We start from the raw sequence: 19,797 nt of genomic DNA, 5'->3' as shown, positions 1-19,797 counted from the left end.
GATGACCATAACAATCCGTGAGCAGGTGCTGGCAGCCCTGCGCAACAACCCGGGCCTGAATAGTGCTCGCATTGCCACCATGATCGGCATGACCACCAAAAAGATTTCCGGCCCGCTAAGCACATTGTTTGCAGACGGCCTGATTGAGTTCGAAGGCAAGCATGGCCAGCGGCTGTATCGGCTGACCAGCTACGGCATGAAGTACGCACCGGAAACCATACCGGCCATGCCGAAGGGAAATTCGAAGCTGGTGCAGCGCATAGAGACAAACGTTATCTGCCAGGAGTGCCGGAACAGCGCGGCGATGAAGCGGGTATTGATGGTTTGGGGGAGGGTAGGGGCATGAGCAACAAATACGAAGATCTGATTAAAAACGCCAGGGTGAATGCCGAATGTGGTGAGCACATGTCCCCAGAAGAAGTTACGGCTCTGCTTAACGTAGTAGAAACCACATTCTCGGCGCTGGCTGCGGAGAATGCGGGGCTTATTGAGCAGGCTGAAGAGGTTTACGCAGCAGGCTATAACCACGGGCATCTAAACACTGTTGATGGAATCGCGTATGCAGATTGCGTCAAAGATGATTTTTATGGCCTGGCTGTGGAGTTGATGTGTGAAGCAGAAACCCCGGCTACCGACGCTTTCCTGGCTGAAGTGCGGGCCAGTGCTGTAGATGAGGTTTGCCTGAAAATTAGCAACGCAATTGTTAATTGCTATCAGGACGAACAGGTCGGCCTTGATGCAGCGGCAACTATCTGCGGTGATTTTGCATCAGAGATTCGCAAAGGAGTGCAGTCATGATTTGGATTCTGTTATCACTCAGCACTGGTTACTACAACAGCGGGAATATTTCTGGGGTTGAGTTTAATTCACAGCAGGCTTGTATTGATGCCCGTACAGAAATTCGGAAACACGACAGGATGAACCTTGTGGTTATGTGCGTGAAGAAAGGAGCCGCCCAATGAGCAACATCGACAAACAGGCCTTACGGGAAGTAGCGGAGAGAGCGAAAGACAACTTCATTCCGAACTTTAGGGCTCCAACTCGGGATGTGCTGGCGCTGCTGGATGAGCTGGAAGCCAAAGACAAGCGTATTGCTGAGTTGGAGAGCGACAATGCTTACATCAAAAACCGCCACAAAGAACTGGACCTGTTAATTGGCAAAAACATTCTGGTAATGCAGGCCGCAATCATCGAATGGCAGGGAACTGGCGACGCCAGAAAAGGGCTGGCATGGATTTATAACACGCTGTTTGGGCCAGGCGAACTGCCGGATGAGGCGGAGAAAGATGCACAGGCCTACTTTGACCGAAAATATGCTCCCCTCGATGAAGAGCTCATGAACCTTCACCGCTGGTTCTGGGAACAAAGCGAAGCTGAGCGCGCCGCCGCAGCCGGTAAAGGAGAGTGATATGCCCATAGCCGCCAATTACACCATGCACCTTTACTGCGACTGCAAGAGCTGCACAGAAGAAACCTGGCGCGGGCCAGAGTTTGGCGAGTATGTCGGTAACACGTGGTCAGAATGCGCGAAGGATGCTCGTTCCCATGGATGGCGCATCAGTAAGGACCGAACCCGTGCTTTCGCTCCGCGCCATAAGATTTCGAGGACTAACCCATGACATTAACTAAAGAATGGCTGCTCAAGGCCATCGCGGAGCTTGAAGAAGAGCGCGATGCTATGCCAGGCGCAGTAAACGAAGATGCGGCTATGGCGCTGGCGGCGATGAAGATTGCATTGGCATCGCTCGAAGCGGAGGCTGTGGCGTTCAGGTCAAAGCTGAAACCACCTGCCGCTATAGCTAGCGAGCGCTGGGATTATACGGATCATCGTCAACCTGACGGTTTCGAACTTAAAAACTGCGTGATTGAGCGCCTATTCACAGCCCCGCCAGCGCCGGTAGTGCCTGATGCTATTGAGATGGATGATGACTTTGATAGCGCGTTTGAGCATGGGAAAGCCGTCGGATGGAACGCCTGCCGCGCCGCCATGCTTCAGGGTGCCGATGGCAACTCTCCGGCGATTCCGGATGGTTGGGTAATGGTGCCGGTTGAGCCGACTGAAGACATGATCGTCAATGGGTTCGAGTCAGAGCCAGATGAGAGCTTTAGCGATGAGAAAGAGTGGGAAGCATACGACGCCATGAGTGGGTGCCAGCAGGCGGCGCATCGGGCGAAGCTATGCTGGGCTGCGATGATAGCGTCAGCACCAAAAGCTGAGTGATGTATAATCCCCTCAAAACACCGAGGGGATTTTTATGTCTGGTTGGGATATGGGTATTGCGGCAGTTTCTGCCATTGCAGCTGTCGCCTCTGCAATAGGCACTTTTGCAGCTTGTCGATCCTCAGAGGCGAGCAGGGCCACATCGGAAAAGGCATTGCAACTACAAGGTAAGCAGTATTTGTACGAGACATTAAAAGCGTGCGCTGAGAGAGCGAATTCGTATTCAAAGGGAAAGAAAGGGGCTGAATGGAGCTTTCATGACGCAGCCAATATTGTTCGGTGTTTAAATTTGGCAATGGGTACCATAGAAAATTACTCAGATAGCAACAACCAGGATGCAGTTAAAGGTCTAAAGCAATTCTTCATTAGCCAATTAAACATGGAGCTTTTTGAAGAGCTCAACTATGAGGTTGGGCCTGACGCCTTCTTCCGCGGAGAGGAACTAACCAGCATGACCAGCGATATTTACTCGCAGTGGGTAAAAATTATTTCATTCTTTAACCTAATGATGGTCACAGATGAAGACCTTGCTGATTAAACTCAGCTTAATTGATTTTCCATAATCAACCAGCCATAATCATGTCATCGGAGCCTGAACAACTCCGGTGACTTCTGCGCATTTAAGGGGACTTAAATGCGACCACAATCTGAACTCCTCACCTTGTCACAGATGCAGAAATGCACCTGCGATTTTCTGCAATCTGCGCTTGACCTCTGCGGAGGTGGCGTATGAAGCAGCACTACTGCGTCGTTAACGACACCGTTAAACACAACCTCATTGAATACATCCGCACCCTGCCAGTAAACCCTCGCGCTCCGATGGTCGTCGAGGCCCGGGAAGAGACGCGCACCGACAAGCAAAACCGTCTGATGTGGCCGTTGCTGAAAGACCTGTCTGACCAGGTGGTTTGGCACGGCGAAAAGCTGACCCGCGAAGAGTGGAAGGACCTCATCACCGTTCTGGTGAACCAGACCCAAGACCAGGAGCAGAAATCCGCGCCGGGCATCAACGGCGGCCGCGTTTATTTCGGCGTCCGCACATCCAAATCCAGCAAGCGCTACATGGTCGATGTCATCGAGGCGATTTACTGGTTCGGCACAGACCGCGGCGTGAAGTTTTCCGAAGCATCCAGTAAGCGCATCGCCTGGGCGCAAGAGTGGAGGGCTTCCCGTGGGTAGTCCTCTCGCTCGCGTCATCACCAACGAAATCTTCCGCGTTCCGGCGCGCCTCAAGCGTAAGCCCGCGGTTAAGCCGTCTGACATCCCGACCCTGAAAGACTACACCGCCCGTCTGGTGGATCAGAAATGGCTGCGTCTCGCGGCACGGAGGAGCCATGCGTAAACCAACCCGTCGCACCTGCAAGGTCTGCAAAGAGAAGTTCACCGCCACCTTCGACAACGTCTGGTGGTGCTGTCCTGAACATGGCGCCATTTACGCACTGGAGCTGCGAGCTAAGCAGAAGGTGAAAGAGGCAGCCAAGCGCATCAAGGAGCAGAAGGAGTCCGAAAAGGCCGGGCGCAAGCGCCGCAAGGAACGGCTGGCAGAGCTGCGGCCTGCCGGTTACTACAAGGCGCAGGCTCAGCAGGCTTTCAACGCCTACATTCGTGCGCGTGATGCTGATTTGCCATGCATCAGCTGCAATGAGACGAATCCCCCCGATCTGCATGGCGGCCAGTGGGACTGCGGCCACTTCAAAACGGTCGGCGCTAACCCTGAATTGCGCTTTGAAGAGCGCAACGCCCATAAGCAGTGCAAGTCATGCAATGCCGGAGCGGGCAAGTACACCGCCAAGGAGGCAACTGTCGCTCAGCAATACGAAGCTGGCCTGGTCGCTCGTTACGGCCAGGAATACGTCGACTGGCTCAACGGCCCACACGAAATGACCAACTACCGCCGTGAAGACTTCATACGGATCCGCGATGAGTATCGCGCCAAGCTCAAAGCACTGAAACAGCAGGAGGCAGCATGAGTCCTTTAATCGTTACCGCTATGGTTGTTTACGCCTTCTGTGCTGGGCTGGTTGCAGCAAGAGTCTGGCGCCGGGTAAACAACCTGAATTTCATGCTCAAAGAGAAGCTGGTCATTACTGCCATATGGGCGTGCTGTTGCTTAGTGTCGTGGCCGTTCCTTGGGGTGATGGAGGAGCGGAAATGACCAGAGAGCAGATAGTCCGGTACCAGGCCGAAAGCGTTAAGCGCGCCAACCTGCCGCCAGTAGCAAATCACAGCCAGACCAAAACCAACCAGCCACATAAGGAAGCCGCATGAACAGTCAGCAACTGGAATACGTACGTCAGCAGCTTATTGTGGCGACCGCAGATCTGAGCGGGGCTACGAAAGGGCAGCTGGTAGCTTTCGCCGAGAACGCGCAATTCACCGCGACTGCGCGCAGCCGGGGACGGAAAAAGGTATTCGACAAAGATAAGCAGCGCATGGTCAACCCGGACGGCCCGGCGATGAGCGGCTGCCAGTCCCGCGCCAAGGGATCGTCTATCGCGCTGGTCAGCCCGGTAGAGTTCGTGACCGCATCGTGGCGCCGCGCTGTCCTGTCGATGGAGGACCACCAGAAAGCTTGGCTGCTGTGGAACTACAGCGAGAACGTTAGCTTTGAGCACCAGGTGGCGATCACCCAGTGGGCGTGGGCAGAGTTCCGGGAGCAGCTCGGCGCGAAGAAGGTGACTGGCAAGACGATGGAGCGACTGAAGAAACTGATATGGCTGGCGGCGCAGGACGTCAAAGCGGAGCTGGCAGGGCGTGAGACGTACGAATATCAGGCGCTGGCGGAGCTGGTTGGCGTAACACCAAAGAACTGGTCAGAGACGTTTACGGACCGCTGGGTTGAGATGCGGCGCATCTTCTTGCGCCTGGATAGCGGGGCTTTATTGCAGGTTACGCGATCACGTTCACAACAAAAGGCGACAAATTTCGACAGAAGTCTTGCAAAACTGGATTGAAACGCATATATTTCATGTAAATCTGATATCGTCGCCATAGCTTCGTAGGTCGACAAAGAATTAAGAGCCTCGCCAATGTGCGGGGCTTTGTTTTTTGTGCTTTATGTAAACCAAGTAGTCTTTAAAAGTTAAAAATCATTTTTTACTTATGTAAAATGTGGCCTCCAGTTAAAACACAGAGGCCTCATCATGAAGAACTTCCAGCTTTACGTTGGCGGCACTAACAACATCACCTATCGTTACGAAATCAGAAAGGTGGATGATGCTTTTAGTGTTCGAATATTCAACGTTATAAACAAAGTGCACAAAGAGGTTGGTAGCAAGTCACTTCGCTTTGTGTCAGCCCATGATGTCATTGATGAGTGCACATCGCATTACAGGAGACACGCTGAAGGCTTCAAAGGCTTTATACGTGGACTCATGATGCGGTGAAGGTGAAAATCAACAAACAGGTCGCTCAGGCGGCCTTTTTTGTATCTGCACAACAGGAAAGAGCATTGGCGTGAAGGGCTCATAACCCAACCCACGCAGCAGCATGGAGCGCCAACGAAATGCTCAGTGCTCTATCCGTTTTGGTGTAACTCAATTCCCGCTTGCGGGTTGAATGGGTAGAGTAACGCATCAACCGGTTATCCGGCAGGGCAGGCATGATGCTAATGCTGAACCTGAGTATCGGTTCGAGTCCGATCGCCACACACAGACCCACTACCTGGGACCCTTCGGCCAGAGAGCCGACATTGCCTTACCCTCACATTGCCAGCTTGTCGCTGGCTTTTTTAATTCCAGGCTCACGGGAATCATCATCGACACGCCTACTTGTTAAATCGCCCGAGGGCCTGAACCAACTACACACGGAATAAATATGTCTGAGACCTTCACTATCGTAGGCGTTGGTCTTACATCGTCATCAGTCGGTGTAACCTTTGCCACGCTGTTTCCGGAGGCGACTCCAGCAGTGATGCTCGGATCACTCGCCGGAACTGCGCTATACGTTCTGACCTCAGATCCCCATCAACTCTGGAAGCAGGCTATCTTTGCGCTGATATCGTTTATCAGTGGCGTGTTCTTCTCCGTACCCATGGCGAAAATCATGGCCGGAATCATCAACACACCGTTAAGCCTGATGAAGCCACCGGCCAGCATTGAGGTATCGCCAGCTGTCGGTGCAATTGTCACTGCTTCCATTTCCGTGGCAGTCCTGCTGCGCATTCTCCGCAAATCCAAAAGCGGGAAGATGCCGGGGCTGGGGGAGGAAGATAAATGACATGGCAGCTTCTTCTGATGGATGCAAACGCCATAGTTTGCCTGTTAATCATGGTCAGGCTGATGTTTTTCCGGAAAGAGGGAAAGCGTCATCGCCTGAGTGTCGCGGTGCTGGCCTATCTGGTCATCCTTGCCGCCGGATTCAACGCCTTCAACATTCTGCTCGGCCATTACGTACAGGTTAACCTAGGCGATCTGCTGCTTAACTCCGTCATCTGCATGGCGGTGTGGCTGGCGCGCGGTAACCTGGCGAAGGTCGTTATAACGGAGTAGTCTATGCAAACCAGCGAAAATGGCATTGCCCTAATCAAAGAATTCGAAGGCTGTAGACTCACCGCCTACCAGGACAGCGTGGGCGTATGGACGATCGGCTATGGCTGGACTCAACCTGTCGACGGCAAACCGATCCGCGCCGGGATGACGATTAAGCAGGAAACGGCAGAGCGATTACTGAAGACAGGGCTGGTCAGCTACGAAAGCGACGTGTCCCGTCTGGTGAAGGTTCGACTAAAACAGGGGGAATTCGATGCCCTGGTGTCGTTCACGTATAACCTCGGCGCCCGGTCATTATCAACATCGACTCTTCTGCGAAAACTCAACGCCGGTGATTACGCTGGCGCCGCCGATGAGTTCCTTCGCTGGAATAAAGCTGGTGGCAAAGTCCTGAATGGACTCACACGTCGCCGGGAGGCAGAGCGGGCTCTGTTCCTGTCATGATTGGCGCGCTGGTTAAACGTTACTGGTTGCAGCTGATGTTGCTGGCGTTAATCGGCGTGCTGGCGTTCTTTGTTAACCACTACCGCGACAACGCCATCGCCTACAAAGACCAGCGCGATATGGCCACCAAGAATCTCAGCCTGGCTAACGACACCATCAAAGATATGAAGGTGCGCCAGCGAGATGTTGCTGCACTGGATGCCAAATACACGAAGGAATTAGCCGATGCGAAAGCTGAAAATGATGGTATGCAGCGCAAGCTTGATAATGGTGGTCGGGTGCACGTCAAAGGCCGCTGTCCAGTGCCAGCCTCAACCGAAGCCTCCGGCACCACCGGCGTGGGCCATGATGCCACCGTCGAACTCTCTGACTTTGCTGGACGAAACGTTCTCGGTATCAGATCCGGAATCAAGCAAGACCAGTCAGCCCTGAGAGTGCTTCAGGAGTACATCAACACTCAGTGCATGAACTAAAAAAGTGAAAAGCTTGCGGCAGCTGAGGCTTAACATATTTCGCTGGCAGGCCTGGTACAGAGCTGTTAAGTAGGGCCACCCAGTTTTTTTATATGAGCGACAATATTCCAGTTAATGATGACTGACGCTATAAGTCCAATGTACCAGGGAATGCTTGACCCCTCGAAAAATTTATCACCAATGATATCGCCCAGAGTAAGGCATGTAAAAATCGAAGAAAAATATAGCCATAAGCCAAAAATTTTGTTGGTGTTAAACATAAATATCATCCATTGACCTTGAGTTAACAAATCATCAGCTATATCAATAGCTCAAATCAACTACCTGTTTCAGTAAGTTACGGCAGTGCTTATCTCTAAGCGCTTTTAAAGTAGAGCGCCTGATGGTGTTCTCTGCACAACCCCCACGGTTAGCCACGCTGTGAATCGTATCGGTAATAGAGCCTCATCCCTGAGGTTCTGACACAGTCTCTCCTCTGGACTTTAACCGTAGCAAATTCTCACAGCCTCGCATCCGCGGGGCTTTTTATGCGCATCGCAGCGCATTACCATCCGAGAGCCTATAGGAAGCGAACCTGGGATACCGTGCAGGGGAAGCACATTGTAAGCGGTTCGTTAGATAATCAAAACTCTGTAACCTTTGCCGCGAATATCATTATACGAATCAGTCATTTTTCTCGACTTGTGCCCAAGAAGGGTCTGGGTGTCGAGGCCCTGCGCCCGATATAAACGCTCTGACAAGGAGCGCTGCTCTCTGAATGTCGGTGGCGTTCCATTTGAGGCATGCACACCGGCCTGCTCACGACATATCCTGAACCATCTTGAAAGCGTCCATGTATTGATACGTCTACCGCGACTCTGGAGAAGGGGGCCGCTTGCTTCGCAAATAGACAAAACTTCGTCGAGCGTGGTACCGATTATGTGAAGTCCGAGACTCAAGGGTAGTGCTATGCGTTCACCGGTTTTGAACTGTTCGATGTGGAGATATCCAGCTTTGATATCGCTCCTATCCATTTTGCATAAATCAGATGGACGCTGTCCTGTCACAAGAGCGAGTAGCAATGCCACCTGGAAGAAATCCGGCGCAACATATTTTGCCGCCCTGAATATTCTCAGCCACTCATCCAAGGTAAGGCGCTCAGTGCTGACGAAGGTAATTGGCTTTCTGCATACAAGTGCCGGGTTATGCCCAAGCGGTATACATCCAGCCCTTTGCGCCTCAATAAATACATCAGATATATTTATCCGCAACCTTCTGGCAGAGAAGGGCGCAATCTCGGCCTTATCCATTATGGCGCTTGTGATGTCTGCCACCGAAATGTCGACCAATGGCACCCTGGCCCAATGATTCAGGCAAAACCAAATCATCCGCCGATAATCACAGGCAGTCTTTGGTTTAATTAGCCCTGAATCTATGCGTCGCTGTAAGATTTTCTCGTAAGTCAGTAACCACTCAATTAACAGTATTTTTTCCATAAATCCTCCATTTAAAGAACTGCCTGCACGGCAGTGGAGGAGGGGCGTATTTTACCTGACGCGTTTCATATGAGAAAGCAGGCCATATATGACCGACATCTACCAAATCACTTTAACAACCCAAACAGGCGAAACCTTCACCGGCAAGATGTCACGACGTCAGCCTGAGCTGGTTAACGGCTTTGTGCCGCTGGCGACAGAGACGGGCGAGTGGCTGTATTTCACACCTGGCGACGTGAAGCGCGTGCAGTTCACGCCAGTACCGACAGAGCAGCCTGAAAAGCCAGCGGATGAAACAACGGAGTAAAAAAATGGCAGGTCTGACACCAAAGCAAGAGGCTTTCTGTCAGGCATACATCGAAACGGGTAATGCTTCTGAGGCTTATCGGACGGCGTATGCTGCTGACAAGATGAAACCAGAGAGCGTTAATCGTAAAGCCAAAGAATTACTCGACAACGGCAAGATCGCGGCAAGGGTGGCTGAATTGCAGGGAGAGATTAAGCAACGTCATAACGTCACCGTTGATTCGCTTCTGGCTGAGCTTGAACAAGCTCGCCAGGCTGCTCTTGGTGCTGAGACGCCGCAATCATCGGCGGCAGTAGCAGCAACCATGGGCAAGGCGAAGCTCACAGGCCTCGATAAGCAGGTTGTTGAATTAACTGGTCAGGGCGGCGGCCCGGTTCGGGTAGTAACAATGTCGCCTGACGATATTAAGCGGGTGATGGAGAATGACGACTGCTGACGACGCTATCCGGGCCAGTATGTGCGAGGCAGACGGCCTGTACTACGCGCGTTACTTCTTCAAACAGCGCACCGGCGGCAAGATGATAGTCGCGCCTCACCACAAGGTGATTCAGCAGACGCTGGACCGCGTTATTGATGGTGAGATTACCCGGCTAATCATTAACGTTCCTCCTGGCTACACGAAGACTGAACTGGCGACCATTAACATGATGGGTCGAGGCCTTGCGCTCAATAACCGCGCTCGCTTCATGCACCTTTCCTATTCACATAACCTAGCGCTGCTAAACTCATCCACAGCGCGCGGTATGATCAAGTCACAGGCCTACCAGTCGATGTGGCCGATGGCGTTGCGCGATGATGCTGACAGTAAGGCAATGTGGTGGACCGAGCATGGTGGCGGCGTTTATGCGTCATCAGCTGCCGGACAGGTTACCGGTTTTCGTGCCGGACATATGGAAACAGGCTGGCAGGGCGCGCTGATTATTGATGACCCGGTTAAGCCGGATGATGCTTATTCAGATACTGTTCGTAACGGCGTCAACAACCGCTTTAACGAGACAATCAAATCACGACTGGCGATCGAGACGACGCCGATGATTGTCATCATGCAGCGGATCCACTACCACGACCTGAGCGGATATCTGTTGCGGGGCGGTAGTGGTGAGAAGTGGCACCATCTGAATTTGCCGGTGCTGATCAATAACAGCCTGTCATACGCTGACCAGTACCCGGAGAACACCCACGCCATCCCGATTGACCATGGCCTGCCTGATGGCTGGCTGTGGCCGTTTAAGCATAATGAGTCGCACCGCGTTTCACTCTTTTCCCACCGGCGCACCGCTGAAGCCCAGTACATGCAGAACCCGAAACGCTTCAATGCGGAGGGCGCACTATGGACTGAGGACATGATTGGTGCTGCGCATGAGATGCGGATCACCCAGGAGCTTAACCGGACAGTGGTAGCGATTGACCCGCAAGCCACCAACAGTGAAGAGAGCGACGAATCAGGCATCGCGGTTGCCAGCGTGTACGGCACCGGTGATGAAAGGCAGTACAGCCTCGATGCTGATTACAGCGGCAAATACTCGCCCAACGGCTGGGCTACCAAAGCCATTGAAGCCTACGAGCAGCATGATGCTGATGCGATCGTCATTGAAACCAACCAGGGCGGCGACATGGCAGAAGACACTCTGCGGAATGCCGGGTTCGGCGGCCGCATCATCCGCGTACACGCCAGCAAGGGAAAATACGCGCGAGCAGAACCCATCTCCGCGCTGTATGCGCAGGGCCGGGTCGCTCACCGTGGAAGTCTCTATGAGGTCGAGAACCAGTTCATGGAGTACGTGCCATCTACTGCGAAGAAATCCCCTGACCGGCTTGATGCTGCTGTATACGCGCTAACCGAACTATCAGAACCACAATCAACCGGCATGTTGGTGCGCTCGCGCTGACGGAGGAAACCGTGAACGAAAGCGAAAACAAACAATTTGCCACGAACGCAAGTATTGATCGCGAGCGGATGCGTTACGTAAACGCTCTTTTCAATGGCACCAGTAACACCAAACGGCAGCGCCTGTATCAGGAGTTTGGTTACCCCAAAGAACTCTGCTTCGATGACTTCTACCGGGCGTACCGCCGCAATGCTATCGCTGGCGCAGCGGTGACGCGAATGGTTGATGGCTGCTGGGAAGATTTCCCGGAAGTTTACGAAGGCGATCAGACGAAGGATGCAACCCAGCAAACAGCCTGGGATAAGCGGGTCAACAAGCTGCTTAAACGCTGCTGGAAGCAGATTAAGGGAGCTGACAAACGTAACCTTGTGGGTCGTTACTCGGCGCTGCTGATCCAGGTTAAAGACAGCAAGCCATGGTCTGAGCCTGTCGATAAGGCGATGGTCGGCAGGCTCCAGGAAAGGGCGCTCGTCCGGCTCATTCCGGTCTGGGAGGCGCAGCTTGATCCGGTAAGTTATAACGAGGACCAGAACAGCGAGGAGTATGGCGCTGTCAGCATGTACTCGTTCACCGAAATTCCGGTGCAGCAGCAGCGCAGCGGACAGCCCGGGCGAATCATTAATGTTCACCCTGACCGCGTCATTATCCTGGCTGAAGGCTCTGACGACGGACGGCTTGATTCCGGTGAATCGCTATTGGAAGAGGGCTTCAACAAACTGCTGGACCTCGAAAAAGTTTCTGGTGGTGCTGCTGAGGGCTTCTTGAAGAACGCCAGCCGGCAGCTCAACTTTAACTTCAGCGCCAAGACAAGCTTTGCGCAACTTGCCAGGGCGCTTGGCGTTAGCGAGGCACAGCTCTCTGAGGGGATGGATGATCAGGTGCGGCGCCTGAATGACAGCACAGATAGCGCAGTCATCATGCAGGAGGGCGATACCAGCGTGCTTTCAGTCGCCGTTGCAGATCCTGAGCCAACCTGGCGTACCGCCCTAAGCGAGTTCTGCGCGACTGTTCCAATCCCTGTAAAAGAGCTTGTCGGGATGCAGACTGGTGAGCGCGCCAGCACTGAAGATGCAAAAGGCTGGGGCAAAACCAGGATGAGCCGCCGCAAAGGTTTCCTGACTGACGTTATCACCGATGTGGTGTCGCGCTTCTGGACGCTTGGCATTATCCCTCCCGCGCGGAATGAAGAAATTACCGTGGGATGGTCAGATCTGCTGGCCCCGAGCCAGGCAGAGAAGATTGCCAACAAGGATAAGCTGGCTGACGTGGCCGTGAAGTCAACGAACGCGTTTGGCCGCTCCGCTATCACCGAAAACGAGATACGCGCGGCAGGCGAGTTGCAGGCGCTGCCAGAACTAGATGACGAGGTGCCGCCAGATGGCAACAAGCCAAAGCCTGATCCACTGGCCGACCCAGAATCAGAGGCCGAAGAGTCCGGTAATACCACGGTCGAAAGTTGACCCCACGATGTCGCGCAAGCCAGTCAGCAGGATGGAGCGCGATATTGAGAACCGGTATTACGCGATTAAGGTTGCCCTGAAAGCTCTGTTCGACAAGCGCCTGACCGGGCGGGAGCGAGAGGTTAACAGCCACAACTGGCATTTCCTTTGCCATGTTAACGGCGATGACCAGCGGCTCTACCAGGTAAACGCCGGCAAGTTCATCTACGACATGTCGGCGCAGGAACTGGCTGACCTGCTCGAGGCGGTACAGTCGATTCTCGATGACTACCTGCTGGATGGTGGTGAGCAGAATCTGTGGGCGATGGATTACGTCGTCGCAGAAGCGCAGCGCGGAACGCTTGAGGCCTTCAACAACCTCTCGCAGCAGTCGCAGGTGTACGCCAGCCAGACGACGCTACAGCAGCTTTTAAGCAGTCCCGGTTATCTGAACCAGATATCTGCGGCCAGGCTGACAACGTTCAGTGACTGGAAGGTCATCAGCGATACAGCCCGCGGCGACCTGACCAACATCATCACCGATGCGGTAGCGCGCGGCGTGAATCCTCGCGAGACGGCCAGCGTCATCAGCAAGCGCCTTGATGTATCGATGTCGAAGGCCAAGACCATCGCTCAGACTGAGCAGGTCGGCGCGCTGCGGCAGGCTCAGTGGAATGAAACTGACTGGGCTGCTGACCGTCTGGGGCTAAATACCGGCCTTCTCCATCTTTCTGCGCTGAAGCCTACCACCAGGACAACGCACGCATTCTGGCATGGAAAGGTCAGAACTGTGCAAGAGGTGCGCGACTGGTATGCAGTCGATGGTAACAAATACCACTGCTATTGCAGCCAGATACCGGTACTGCTCAACGATGACGGAAGCATATTCAACGAAGGGCTGGCGGATAAGTTGGCAAGTGAAAGAAAGGCTTGGGAAAAAAAATAACAATATGTTGGGTTGAAAATATTCTTTTTGTCCATATATGTATTTTTGCATGCGCGGCCGCCATGCTCCCCTGGAGAAAAAAAATGTCTAAGATTGATGAGTTTAAGGACCATATCAAGGTCTACATAAATGCTGGTAAGCAGGTTGCAGAGTCGCCACTTGGTACAGCCAGACTGGTTGGCGGGTTTAGCACCTTAAAAAAAGGTGCTGATGCCGGTGTTACTCCTGAGCAATTTCGTGCAATGTTTGGCGACTTGCACAAGTACTCCAATGAAAAACTTGAAGGATTTATTGAGATTGGTTCGGATCTGGTAAAAGGTGATGTGATTATCCCTCAAACCATTTTCGAAGATCCTGCGGGTGAGCCAGAAAAAGAGTAATTGCCCAAATTTTTGCAAAGGTCGCTTAGGCGGCCTTTTTTAATGCCTGAAATCCACCAATGAGGACGCAACGTGAAGCTATCCAGCATCCACGTTAAATCCCTCGCCATCAACGCCTCCAACATCTCAACGACCACCATCAACGGCCAGGAACACTACGTCATTCGTGGTGTTGTTCCGATCGTGGATGACATCGTCATGAATGGCGGGCTGTACCCGGCGGAGGAGATTAACAACAGCTACCTGACGATGGAGCGCAAGTTAATGCCGATCGGCCATCCGATGGTGAACGGCAAATACGTCAGCGCCAACGACCCGCAGGCGGTTAACGATTATTACGCCGGGGCATGGGCTCAGAACGTCAGCAAGGCCAACGACAAAGTCGTGATGGACGTTTACGTCAATAAGGCTGTGGCAGAGACAAAACCAGACGGCAAACGCCTTATTCAGCGTCTGGATGACATGATTTCCGGCAATAACGCCGACCCGATTCATGTTTCTACCGGTCTGCTGCTGAACAAGGAGCAAAAGGCCGGTGAGTCGAAGCAGAAGAAATACTCCTGGGTCGCTCACAACATGCAGTTCGACCACATTGCAATCCTGCTCGACGAGCCGGGTGCCGGTACGCCGGATGAAGGCGTCGGCATGTTCGTCAACGCTGACGGGCAGGAGGCCGATGTTGAAGCGACGGGCCTCATCGATGCTGCAAACAGCATGAAAGACGGCCTTCTGAACAAGGTGAAGTTCTTCTTCGCCCACAACTCCGACGCCTCATTCGACGAAATCTACCAGATGCTGCGTGAGGCAATCCGCGCGCCGTCGGGCAGTGACGCTTATCGCTATGTCGTGACCGTCTGGCCGGACAAATTCGTCTACGAAGAGGGCAACAAGCTCTTCCAGCAGAAATACCTCATCGACGACAGCGCCGTAACGCTGGTCGGTGAGCCAGTAGAAGTCGTGCGCAAACCAACTGAGTACGAAGTCAAAACCAACGGAGAAACAAACCCGATGAAAGAGAAGATGATCGCCGCGCTCAATGCCGCAGGCGTTAAAACCGAGGGGCTGACCGACGATCAGGTCTGGGATGCCTACAACCAGCAGGTGCAGAAAAAAGAAGGCGGACAGTCTCAGTTTAATTCTGATGCCATTACCGCTGCTGTGAATGCTGCCATTACTCCGCTGACCGAGAAAATCGGCCACCTGGAAACTCAGCTTCAGGCTAACGCTGAGAAGGACCTCAAAACCAAGCGTGACGCGGTGAAAGCTAAGTTCTCATTCATGGATGAATCGGCAGTCAACTCGCTTTCTGGCGATGCGCTGAATGCGCTTTATTCGCAGTGCCAGACCAGCACCGGGCTGAACCCAGCATTCCAGGGTAACAGCGAAAAAAGCGACATCCTTACCATGGAGGCACCTGAATAATGGCTCTCGCTCCTCGTTCCCATACCGTAATCGCGGGTCCGGCCCGCAAGAATGACCCTCAGGTCATTGAAGCCCTCTGCAAGGTTGCAATCCTGCCAGGTTCACTGGTCGAACTCGATGCGACCGGGCAGTGGATTTACCACGCAACAGCAGGCGGCACTGGCGTACCTCTGGTGATGCAGCACAACTACATCGGCGGTGGTGATATCCGTGACGCAGTGCCAGCGGGCGATACTGGCGCGGCCATCATGTGTGAAGACGATGTTGATTACCATATGCGCGTCAAAGCAGGTGAAGTGCTGCTGGAAAATGAAGGTCTGGTGTCCGCAGGTGATGGCACCCTGGCTAAATCGACCGCCCCTACCACCGACCACATCCTCTTCTACTCACGCGAGAAATACACCGTTGGCGCTGAAGCCCAGCTCGTGAAAGTTCGCAAATCAGGGAAAGCAACCGCATGAGCATGATCGTATTTAACAAGAAACTGGTTACCGACTATAACCAGGTAAAACAGGCGTGGAACCAACTGCTGATGCAGCGTGAAGCGTTTAACGTCAACCAGAACACTATTTCCACCCAGTATGGCGGCGCGCTGGAAGTTAACCAGGCCGCGCTGATCTCCAAAGACTACTGGCGCGAAGTGGATAACATCACTACCCGAGTCTTCCGTAATGACGAAGGTAACGGTCTGCTGGACGACCTGCTGGGGCTGGGTACGCCGATTTCTATCGGTAAGACTGCCGCTCTGTATCGCGTAGCCAGCGATGCCGGTAAGGTTCATCGCACGCTGACCGGTCATGTGCCGGAAGAGCTGGATAAAGTCATCTACGACGAAGCTGGCGACCCGATCCCAATCTTCAACACTGGCTACAGCCGCGAGTGGCGAGAGTGGAACGGCATGCAGTCGGAAAATCTCGATGCCATGGCCGACGACCAGGAAGCGCACGTTGCCGCTATCCGCGAGGATATGGCCGACTACATGCTTTCCGGTGACTCGAAGGTGAAGGTGAAGGGCTACGTCGGCGCTGGTATCACCAACCACGCCAACACCAACCAGGTTGATCTGGGTGCGTCCGGCCTGAACATCAACCTGACCACAGCAACGCCTGATGAGATGGTCGCATTCTTCACTGGCCCGTTCGCGAAACTGCTGGACGATAACTATGTCCAGGAGAAGGTGAAGGTGTGGGTATCGCCTGACATCATGCGCAACATGAGCAAGCCGTACTCCTCCGCTGCTGGATTCAAAGAAGGCACCGTGCTGGAGTATATCCTGCGCTACGGCCGCATTGAGTCTGTTAACCAGACCTTTAAGCTGACCGGTAACCACTTCATCGCGTACGTGCGCAACTCGCAGTACATCAAGACGCGCATTGCCGCGCCGGTGGGCACCTTCATGATCCCGCGTCAGAATCCGTTCGACAACTACAACACTCTGGTCTGGAGTGCTGTCGGTCTTCAAATCAAGCGCGATTTCAATGGTCGCTCTAAAGTGTTCAACGCACAGGGTTAAGGGGCTTCGGCCCCTTCTCTACGGGAGAGAGCATGAAAAAGTTAAAGGTTGAGAAGACTGGCTGCTGGGGAACAATTAACGGCGTATTCCAGCAACTGCCAGTAGGTCATGAGTTTGTTGCGATTGAAGTTCCACCGGCTTTCGCTGGTCGTGTATCGGTGGTGAGCGAAGTTGAAGAGCAGGAGCTTGAAGTTGCCACGCCAGGTGCCGACGATAAACCTTCAGAGCAGGCAGAGCAGGCAGAGCAGGCAGGAACCACCGCTAAATCGAAAAAGGCGAAATAACCATGGAAACCCCGCTTACGCCAGAAGAAATTAAAGGCTTCCTCGCTGAGTTGGGGTACGCCATACCTGATGCCTTGCTTACGCCGATCCTCTGCGTGGTGAACAAGATTGTCCCGTGCCTCGATGGAGCCGGGTATGACGAGTGCACCGCGAAGCTGATCCTGATGTATGCCGCAGCGCTTATGGCTACGTCGTCCGGCGCTCGCCGTATCAAATCGCAGGGGGCACCGTCTGGCGCGTCCCGCTCGTTTGAATATGGCGACGACAGCATTACCTGGCTGCGCGACTCGCTGGCCCGGCTTGATACCAGCGGTTGCACTGGTGAACTGCCTATCAGCGCCGGTAACAGCGTGGGCCTGTTCCTTGTGGTTGGGGGCTGCTGATGACGTACAAATCAGTGACGGAAGGCAAGCCGAAGCCTCTCACCCGCGTCTGGGTGATGACTGACACCGGACGGGAAACTACCGGCTACGTCAAATCGGACGGTGAGTGGCATATCAACTGCCCGCGCATCCGGGCGACCGGCGCGAAAGTGCTGCGCTGGAAGGAGGGCTGATGTCGTCTACAGCTTCATGGTCCTACAACAAGCCATGCACGATATGGCGCAAGGGTGCAGGTGGCAATGATGAGTGGGGCGATCCTGTCGACCCATACGAACCGCCTGAAACCATCATGTGCGACTACATCGGCGGCCTGTCTGCAAAGCTCGGCTCAATAGGAAAAGAGGTTGTCGTTAAGAACACCTTCTTTACTGCGTATGCGTTAGCTGATGAGGGCGATTACATCCTGATTGGTGTTAGTGCTGAACCTGATCCGGTCGTGGCAGGCGCTGATGAGGTCCGTCACGTGACGCGCTGGAACGATACTCTCGACGGCCTGGAAGATGACTGGGCGATAATTACGGGAGTGTAGCCATGGGCATCAAAGTGCGCGGCGTTAAGCAGTCGAAAGCCGGGCTCAACCGCATTATCAACGACGTGAAAGGGCGCAAAGTTGTCCGGGCGTTACAGTCAGCGATGATAATCGGCAGCTCCCAGGCTGCGCTTTATACGCCTATCGACACCTCAACGCTGCTAAATAGCCAGCATCGTGAGTTGATAAACAACGGCGTTAGGCTGACAGGGCGGGTGGGGTACACGGCGAACTACGCTGTTTTCGTTCACGATCCGAATGTGCCGCAAACCTTCCGCCGCGCCACTGCACAGAAAGAGTTCCTCACTAAAGGCTTTGAAGACACCCGCAGCCAGATTGATGCCGTAATGCGCAAGGAGCTTTCAGTATGACGCCAGAAATGTATGAGCGCGTGCGCAATTTCTTTGTTGATGCTGGGCTTACTACTGGCTTCATCGTTCAGATGTTGGCTTGGGATGATACAAAGAAGTTAACCGATGCATTTATCGTATTCCGACCTAACGGTGGCACGGACATTCTTAACGATATTGGCTCGGATTTCTATGTGCTGGTAGACGTTATTTCAGCAAAGGATAAGCGTCGTGCAGCAGCGGAAAAAGCCAAGGAGTTAATCGAATACGCCACCCAAAATGATGTTAGCGATGAGTGCCTTGGGTTAATTCAGAACCGAGGAGGTTTTCCATCGCCCATCACGACCGAAGAGGGCCGCCTGGTCTTCCGACTCCAGTTCATGTGCGTCTACGGCGAATAACCCAATCATCAACCCATCAGGCTGCCATCCGGCGGCCTTTTTTATTTGAGAGGTACACATGCAAGGCTGTGCTAATGATTTTGGCAAGCTGATCGGGAAAGTAGCTGTGCTACGCATGGCCTTTGGCTGCCCCGACGCAGTGCCAGCGCTTTCCGAGTGGAAGCGTCTCGGCGCTATGACGACCAAGGGCATCGACTATTCGATGAACACCATCAACTCCGAGGCAGATGATGCTAAAGGGCTGGTGGAGAACCTGGTCAACAACATGGATCTGACGATCTCCGGCGAAGGGGAGTTTCGCAAGTCTGATAAAGATAACGAGATCGGCGCGTGGCGTCTGTCGAAGTACATCTTTGACGAAGTACAGGCAGGCCGTCAGCCTAACCTGTGGGTGCGTTTCGACTTCGCTGGTGAGAACGCTGGCACTTATATCCAGGGCTACATGAACACCACCTCATGGTCTGGTGACTTCGGTACCAACGATATCTCCACCTTCTCCGGCGAGTGGAAGGTCTACGACGCCGACACTGTCGTGTTTGAAGTTGCTGATTCCATCGCGGCCACTGGCGTTGAAGTTACCCCTGCAACTGCATCTCTGGTCGTTGGAGCAACCCAGCAGCTGAGCGGTGCAGTTCAGCCAACCAATGCGACTAACAAGGCGATCACCTGGACGACTTCTGCGGCATCTATCGCAACCGTCAGTTCAACCGGTCTGGTAACGGCCGTCGCCGCCGGAACCGCGACCATTACGGCCACAACCGCAGATGGTGACTTTACCGATACCTGCGCTGTTACCGTGACAGCCGCACCGTAATCACTACAAAGGGCGGCGTGCTGCCCTTGATACTGGT

Annotated in this window: 33 protein-coding genes and 1 pseudogene; 32 read left to right on the top strand and 2 right to left on the bottom strand. The window is 53.6% G+C overall.

Features of this window, described 5'->3' with window-relative positions; all coding sequences use genetic code 11:
• The first annotated feature begins 1 nt into the window (after position 1).
• The 11 genes and pseudogenes from G6Q29_RS03440 (at position 2) to G6Q29_RS03400 (ending at position 4,191) form a co-directional block, all read left to right on the top strand.
• Positions 2–346: a transcriptional regulator gene (locus tag G6Q29_RS03440; protein WP_165464522.1), complete on the top strand. Its 345-nt coding sequence runs from the start codon at positions 2–4 to the stop codon at positions 344–346.
• Positions 343–798 carry a hypothetical protein gene (locus G6Q29_RS21570; protein ID WP_207309771.1) on the top strand — a complete coding sequence of 152 codons (456 nt, stop codon included), beginning with the start codon at positions 343–345 and terminating at the stop codon, positions 796–798. The genes G6Q29_RS03440 and G6Q29_RS21570 overlap by 4 nt, the downstream gene beginning before the upstream one ends.
• A complete protein-coding gene (locus G6Q29_RS03430; RefSeq protein WP_165464521.1) occupies positions 795–962 on the top strand; it encodes a hypothetical protein in 168 nt (55 codons plus the stop codon). Before G6Q29_RS21570 ends, G6Q29_RS03430 begins: the two co-directional genes overlap by 4 nt.
• A complete protein-coding gene (locus G6Q29_RS03425; RefSeq protein WP_165464520.1) occupies positions 959–1,408 on the top strand; it encodes an ead/Ea22-like family protein in 450 nt (149 codons plus the stop codon). Before G6Q29_RS03430 ends, G6Q29_RS03425 begins: the two co-directional genes overlap by 4 nt.
• Before the next feature lies 1 nt (position 1,409).
• Positions 1,410–1,619, top strand: coding sequence for a hypothetical protein (locus G6Q29_RS21670; protein ID WP_242637189.1), 210 nt, complete (start codon positions 1,410–1,412; stop codon positions 1,617–1,619).
• Entirely contained in the window at positions 1,616–2,221 is a 606-nt protein-coding gene (locus tag G6Q29_RS03420) for a hypothetical protein (RefSeq protein ID WP_207309770.1), read from the top strand. Before G6Q29_RS21670 ends, G6Q29_RS03420 begins: the two co-directional genes overlap by 4 nt.
• 34 nt (positions 2,222–2,255) lie before the next feature.
• Positions 2,256–2,759 (top strand): hypothetical protein, encoded by a 504-nt coding sequence (locus G6Q29_RS03415; RefSeq protein WP_242637188.1) that lies wholly within the window; start codon positions 2,256–2,258, stop codon positions 2,757–2,759.
• Positions 2,760–2,885: 126 nt separating this feature from the next.
• Positions 2,886–2,954: pseudogene (locus G6Q29_RS21665) on the top strand (hypothetical protein); the annotation flags it as partial.
• The gene (locus G6Q29_RS03410; RefSeq protein WP_165464519.1) at positions 2,951–3,400 is read left to right on the top strand and encodes a recombination protein NinB; all 450 of its coding nucleotides are present in this window, start codon (positions 2,951–2,953) and stop codon (positions 3,398–3,400) included. The pseudogene G6Q29_RS21665 and the gene G6Q29_RS03410, both read left to right, overlap by 4 nt.
• On the top strand, positions 3,393–3,563 hold the full coding sequence (locus G6Q29_RS03405) for a NinE family protein (RefSeq protein ID WP_165464518.1): 171 nt from the start codon (positions 3,393–3,395) through the stop codon (positions 3,561–3,563). The genes G6Q29_RS03410 and G6Q29_RS03405 overlap by 8 nt, the downstream gene beginning before the upstream one ends.
• Entirely contained in the window at positions 3,556–4,191 is a 636-nt protein-coding gene (locus G6Q29_RS03400) for a recombination protein NinG (RefSeq protein WP_165464517.1), read from the top strand. Before G6Q29_RS03405 ends, G6Q29_RS03400 begins: the two co-directional genes overlap by 8 nt.
• Before the next feature lie 28 nt (positions 4,192–4,219).
• Here G6Q29_RS03400 and G6Q29_RS21860 read toward each other — a convergent pair whose 3' ends face one another.
• Positions 4,220–4,474 (bottom strand): hypothetical protein, encoded by a 255-nt coding sequence (locus tag G6Q29_RS21860; RefSeq protein WP_431732531.1) that lies wholly within the window; start codon positions 4,472–4,474, stop codon positions 4,220–4,222.
• A gap of 11 nt (positions 4,475–4,485) precedes the next feature.
• Here G6Q29_RS21860 and G6Q29_RS03390 point away from each other — a divergent pair, with 11 nt between their 5' ends.
• The 5 genes from G6Q29_RS03390 to G6Q29_RS03370 all read left to right on the top strand — a co-directional run bounded on the left by G6Q29_RS03390 (position 4,486) and on the right by G6Q29_RS03370 (position 7,628).
• Complete coding sequence (locus G6Q29_RS03390; RefSeq protein WP_165464515.1) at positions 4,486–5,175, top strand: bacteriophage antitermination protein Q; 690 nt, start codon at positions 4,486–4,488, stop codon at positions 5,173–5,175.
• An 862-nt stretch (positions 5,176–6,037) separates the two neighbouring features.
• Positions 6,038–6,439 carry a putative holin gene (locus G6Q29_RS03385; protein WP_001514183.1) on the top strand — a complete coding sequence of 134 codons (402 nt, stop codon included), beginning with the start codon at positions 6,038–6,040 and terminating at the stop codon, positions 6,437–6,439.
• Positions 6,436–6,711 (top strand): phage holin family protein, encoded by a 276-nt coding sequence (locus G6Q29_RS03380; RefSeq protein ID WP_001514184.1) that lies wholly within the window; start codon positions 6,436–6,438, stop codon positions 6,709–6,711. Before G6Q29_RS03385 ends, G6Q29_RS03380 begins: the two co-directional genes overlap by 4 nt.
• A gap of 3 nt (positions 6,712–6,714) precedes the next feature.
• Positions 6,715–7,155, top strand: a complete 441-nt coding sequence (locus G6Q29_RS03375) for a lysozyme (protein WP_165464514.1) — start codon at positions 6,715–6,717, stop codon at positions 7,153–7,155.
• A gap of 35 nt (positions 7,156–7,190) precedes the next feature.
• Positions 7,191–7,628 (top strand): lysis protein, encoded by a 438-nt coding sequence (locus G6Q29_RS03370; RefSeq protein ID WP_431732533.1) that lies wholly within the window; start codon positions 7,191–7,193, stop codon positions 7,626–7,628.
• Between the two features lie 614 nt (positions 7,629–8,242).
• Here the strand turns inward: G6Q29_RS03370 and G6Q29_RS03365 are convergent.
• Complete coding sequence (locus tag G6Q29_RS03365) at positions 8,243–9,103, bottom strand: tyrosine-type recombinase/integrase (protein ID WP_165464512.1); 861 nt, start codon at positions 9,101–9,103, stop codon at positions 8,243–8,245.
• An 88-nt stretch (positions 9,104–9,191) separates the two neighbouring features.
• On the opposite strand from G6Q29_RS03365, the gene G6Q29_RS03360 reads away from it, so the two are divergent.
• From G6Q29_RS03360 to G6Q29_RS03285, 16 genes are all read left to right on the top strand, one after another.
• The gene (locus G6Q29_RS03360) at positions 9,192–9,410 is read left to right on the top strand and encodes a hypothetical protein (protein ID WP_165464511.1); all 219 of its coding nucleotides are present in this window, start codon (positions 9,192–9,194) and stop codon (positions 9,408–9,410) included.
• 4 nt (positions 9,411–9,414) lie between these two features.
• Positions 9,415–9,846: a terminase small subunit gene (locus tag G6Q29_RS03355; protein ID WP_165464510.1), complete on the top strand. Its 432-nt coding sequence runs from the start codon at positions 9,415–9,417 to the stop codon at positions 9,844–9,846.
• On the top strand, positions 9,833–11,299 hold the full coding sequence (locus tag G6Q29_RS03350) for a DNA-packaging protein (protein ID WP_165464509.1): 1,467 nt from the start codon (positions 9,833–9,835) through the stop codon (positions 11,297–11,299). Before G6Q29_RS03355 ends, G6Q29_RS03350 begins: the two co-directional genes overlap by 14 nt.
• An 11-nt stretch (positions 11,300–11,310) precedes the next feature.
• Positions 11,311–12,759: a DUF1073 domain-containing protein gene (locus G6Q29_RS03345; protein ID WP_165464508.1), complete on the top strand. Its 1,449-nt coding sequence runs from the start codon at positions 11,311–11,313 to the stop codon at positions 12,757–12,759.
• Positions 12,695–13,684, top strand: a complete 990-nt coding sequence (locus G6Q29_RS03340; protein WP_165464644.1) for a phage minor head protein — start codon at positions 12,695–12,697, stop codon at positions 13,682–13,684. Before G6Q29_RS03345 ends, G6Q29_RS03340 begins: the two co-directional genes overlap by 65 nt.
• Positions 13,685–13,767: 83 nt before the next feature.
• The gene (locus tag G6Q29_RS03335) at positions 13,768–14,064 is read left to right on the top strand and encodes a hypothetical protein (RefSeq protein WP_108444046.1); all 297 of its coding nucleotides are present in this window, start codon (positions 13,768–13,770) and stop codon (positions 14,062–14,064) included.
• A 72-nt stretch (positions 14,065–14,136) separates the two neighbouring features.
• Positions 14,137–15,486 (top strand): DUF2213 domain-containing protein, encoded by a 1,350-nt coding sequence (locus G6Q29_RS03330; protein WP_165464507.1) that lies wholly within the window; start codon positions 14,137–14,139, stop codon positions 15,484–15,486.
• The gene (locus tag G6Q29_RS03325) at positions 15,486–15,947 is read left to right on the top strand and encodes a hypothetical protein (protein WP_126504002.1); all 462 of its coding nucleotides are present in this window, start codon (positions 15,486–15,488) and stop codon (positions 15,945–15,947) included. Before G6Q29_RS03330 ends, G6Q29_RS03325 begins: the two co-directional genes overlap by 1 nt.
• Positions 15,944–16,999 (top strand): major capsid protein, encoded by a 1,056-nt coding sequence (locus G6Q29_RS03320; RefSeq protein WP_165464506.1) that lies wholly within the window; start codon positions 15,944–15,946, stop codon positions 16,997–16,999. Before G6Q29_RS03325 ends, G6Q29_RS03320 begins: the two co-directional genes overlap by 4 nt.
• Before the next feature lie 32 nt (positions 17,000–17,031).
• Positions 17,032–17,283: a hypothetical protein gene (locus G6Q29_RS03315; RefSeq protein WP_165464505.1), complete on the top strand. Its 252-nt coding sequence runs from the start codon at positions 17,032–17,034 to the stop codon at positions 17,281–17,283.
• Positions 17,284–17,285: 2 nt separating this feature from the next.
• Positions 17,286–17,666 (top strand): DUF7370 family protein, encoded by a 381-nt coding sequence (locus G6Q29_RS03310; protein WP_165464504.1) that lies wholly within the window; start codon positions 17,286–17,288, stop codon positions 17,664–17,666.
• On the top strand, positions 17,666–17,839 hold the full coding sequence (locus G6Q29_RS03305; RefSeq protein ID WP_165464503.1) for a 50S ribosomal protein L13: 174 nt from the start codon (positions 17,666–17,668) through the stop codon (positions 17,837–17,839). Before G6Q29_RS03310 ends, G6Q29_RS03305 begins: the two co-directional genes overlap by 1 nt.
• Positions 17,839–18,195, top strand: a complete 357-nt coding sequence (locus tag G6Q29_RS03300) for a hypothetical protein (RefSeq protein WP_032668718.1) — start codon at positions 17,839–17,841, stop codon at positions 18,193–18,195. Before G6Q29_RS03305 ends, G6Q29_RS03300 begins: the two co-directional genes overlap by 1 nt.
• Before the next feature lie 2 nt (positions 18,196–18,197).
• Positions 18,198–18,566 (top strand): HK97 gp10 family phage protein, encoded by a 369-nt coding sequence (locus tag G6Q29_RS03295; RefSeq protein WP_165464502.1) that lies wholly within the window; start codon positions 18,198–18,200, stop codon positions 18,564–18,566.
• Positions 18,563–18,946 (top strand): phage tail termination protein, encoded by a 384-nt coding sequence (locus tag G6Q29_RS03290; protein ID WP_115875616.1) that lies wholly within the window; start codon positions 18,563–18,565, stop codon positions 18,944–18,946. The genes G6Q29_RS03295 and G6Q29_RS03290 overlap by 4 nt, the downstream gene beginning before the upstream one ends.
• Before the next feature lie 58 nt (positions 18,947–19,004).
• The gene (locus G6Q29_RS03285) at positions 19,005–19,760 is read left to right on the top strand and encodes an Ig-like domain-containing protein (RefSeq protein ID WP_165464501.1); all 756 of its coding nucleotides are present in this window, start codon (positions 19,005–19,007) and stop codon (positions 19,758–19,760) included.
• Positions 19,761–19,797: the final 37 nt, after the last annotated feature.

The organism is Enterobacter cloacae (assembly GCF_011078175.1).
Taxonomy (GTDB): Bacteria; Pseudomonadota; Gammaproteobacteria; order Enterobacterales; family Enterobacteriaceae; genus Enterobacter; species Enterobacter cloacae_Q.
This window is presented reverse-complemented; position numbering and strand designations above follow the sequence as displayed.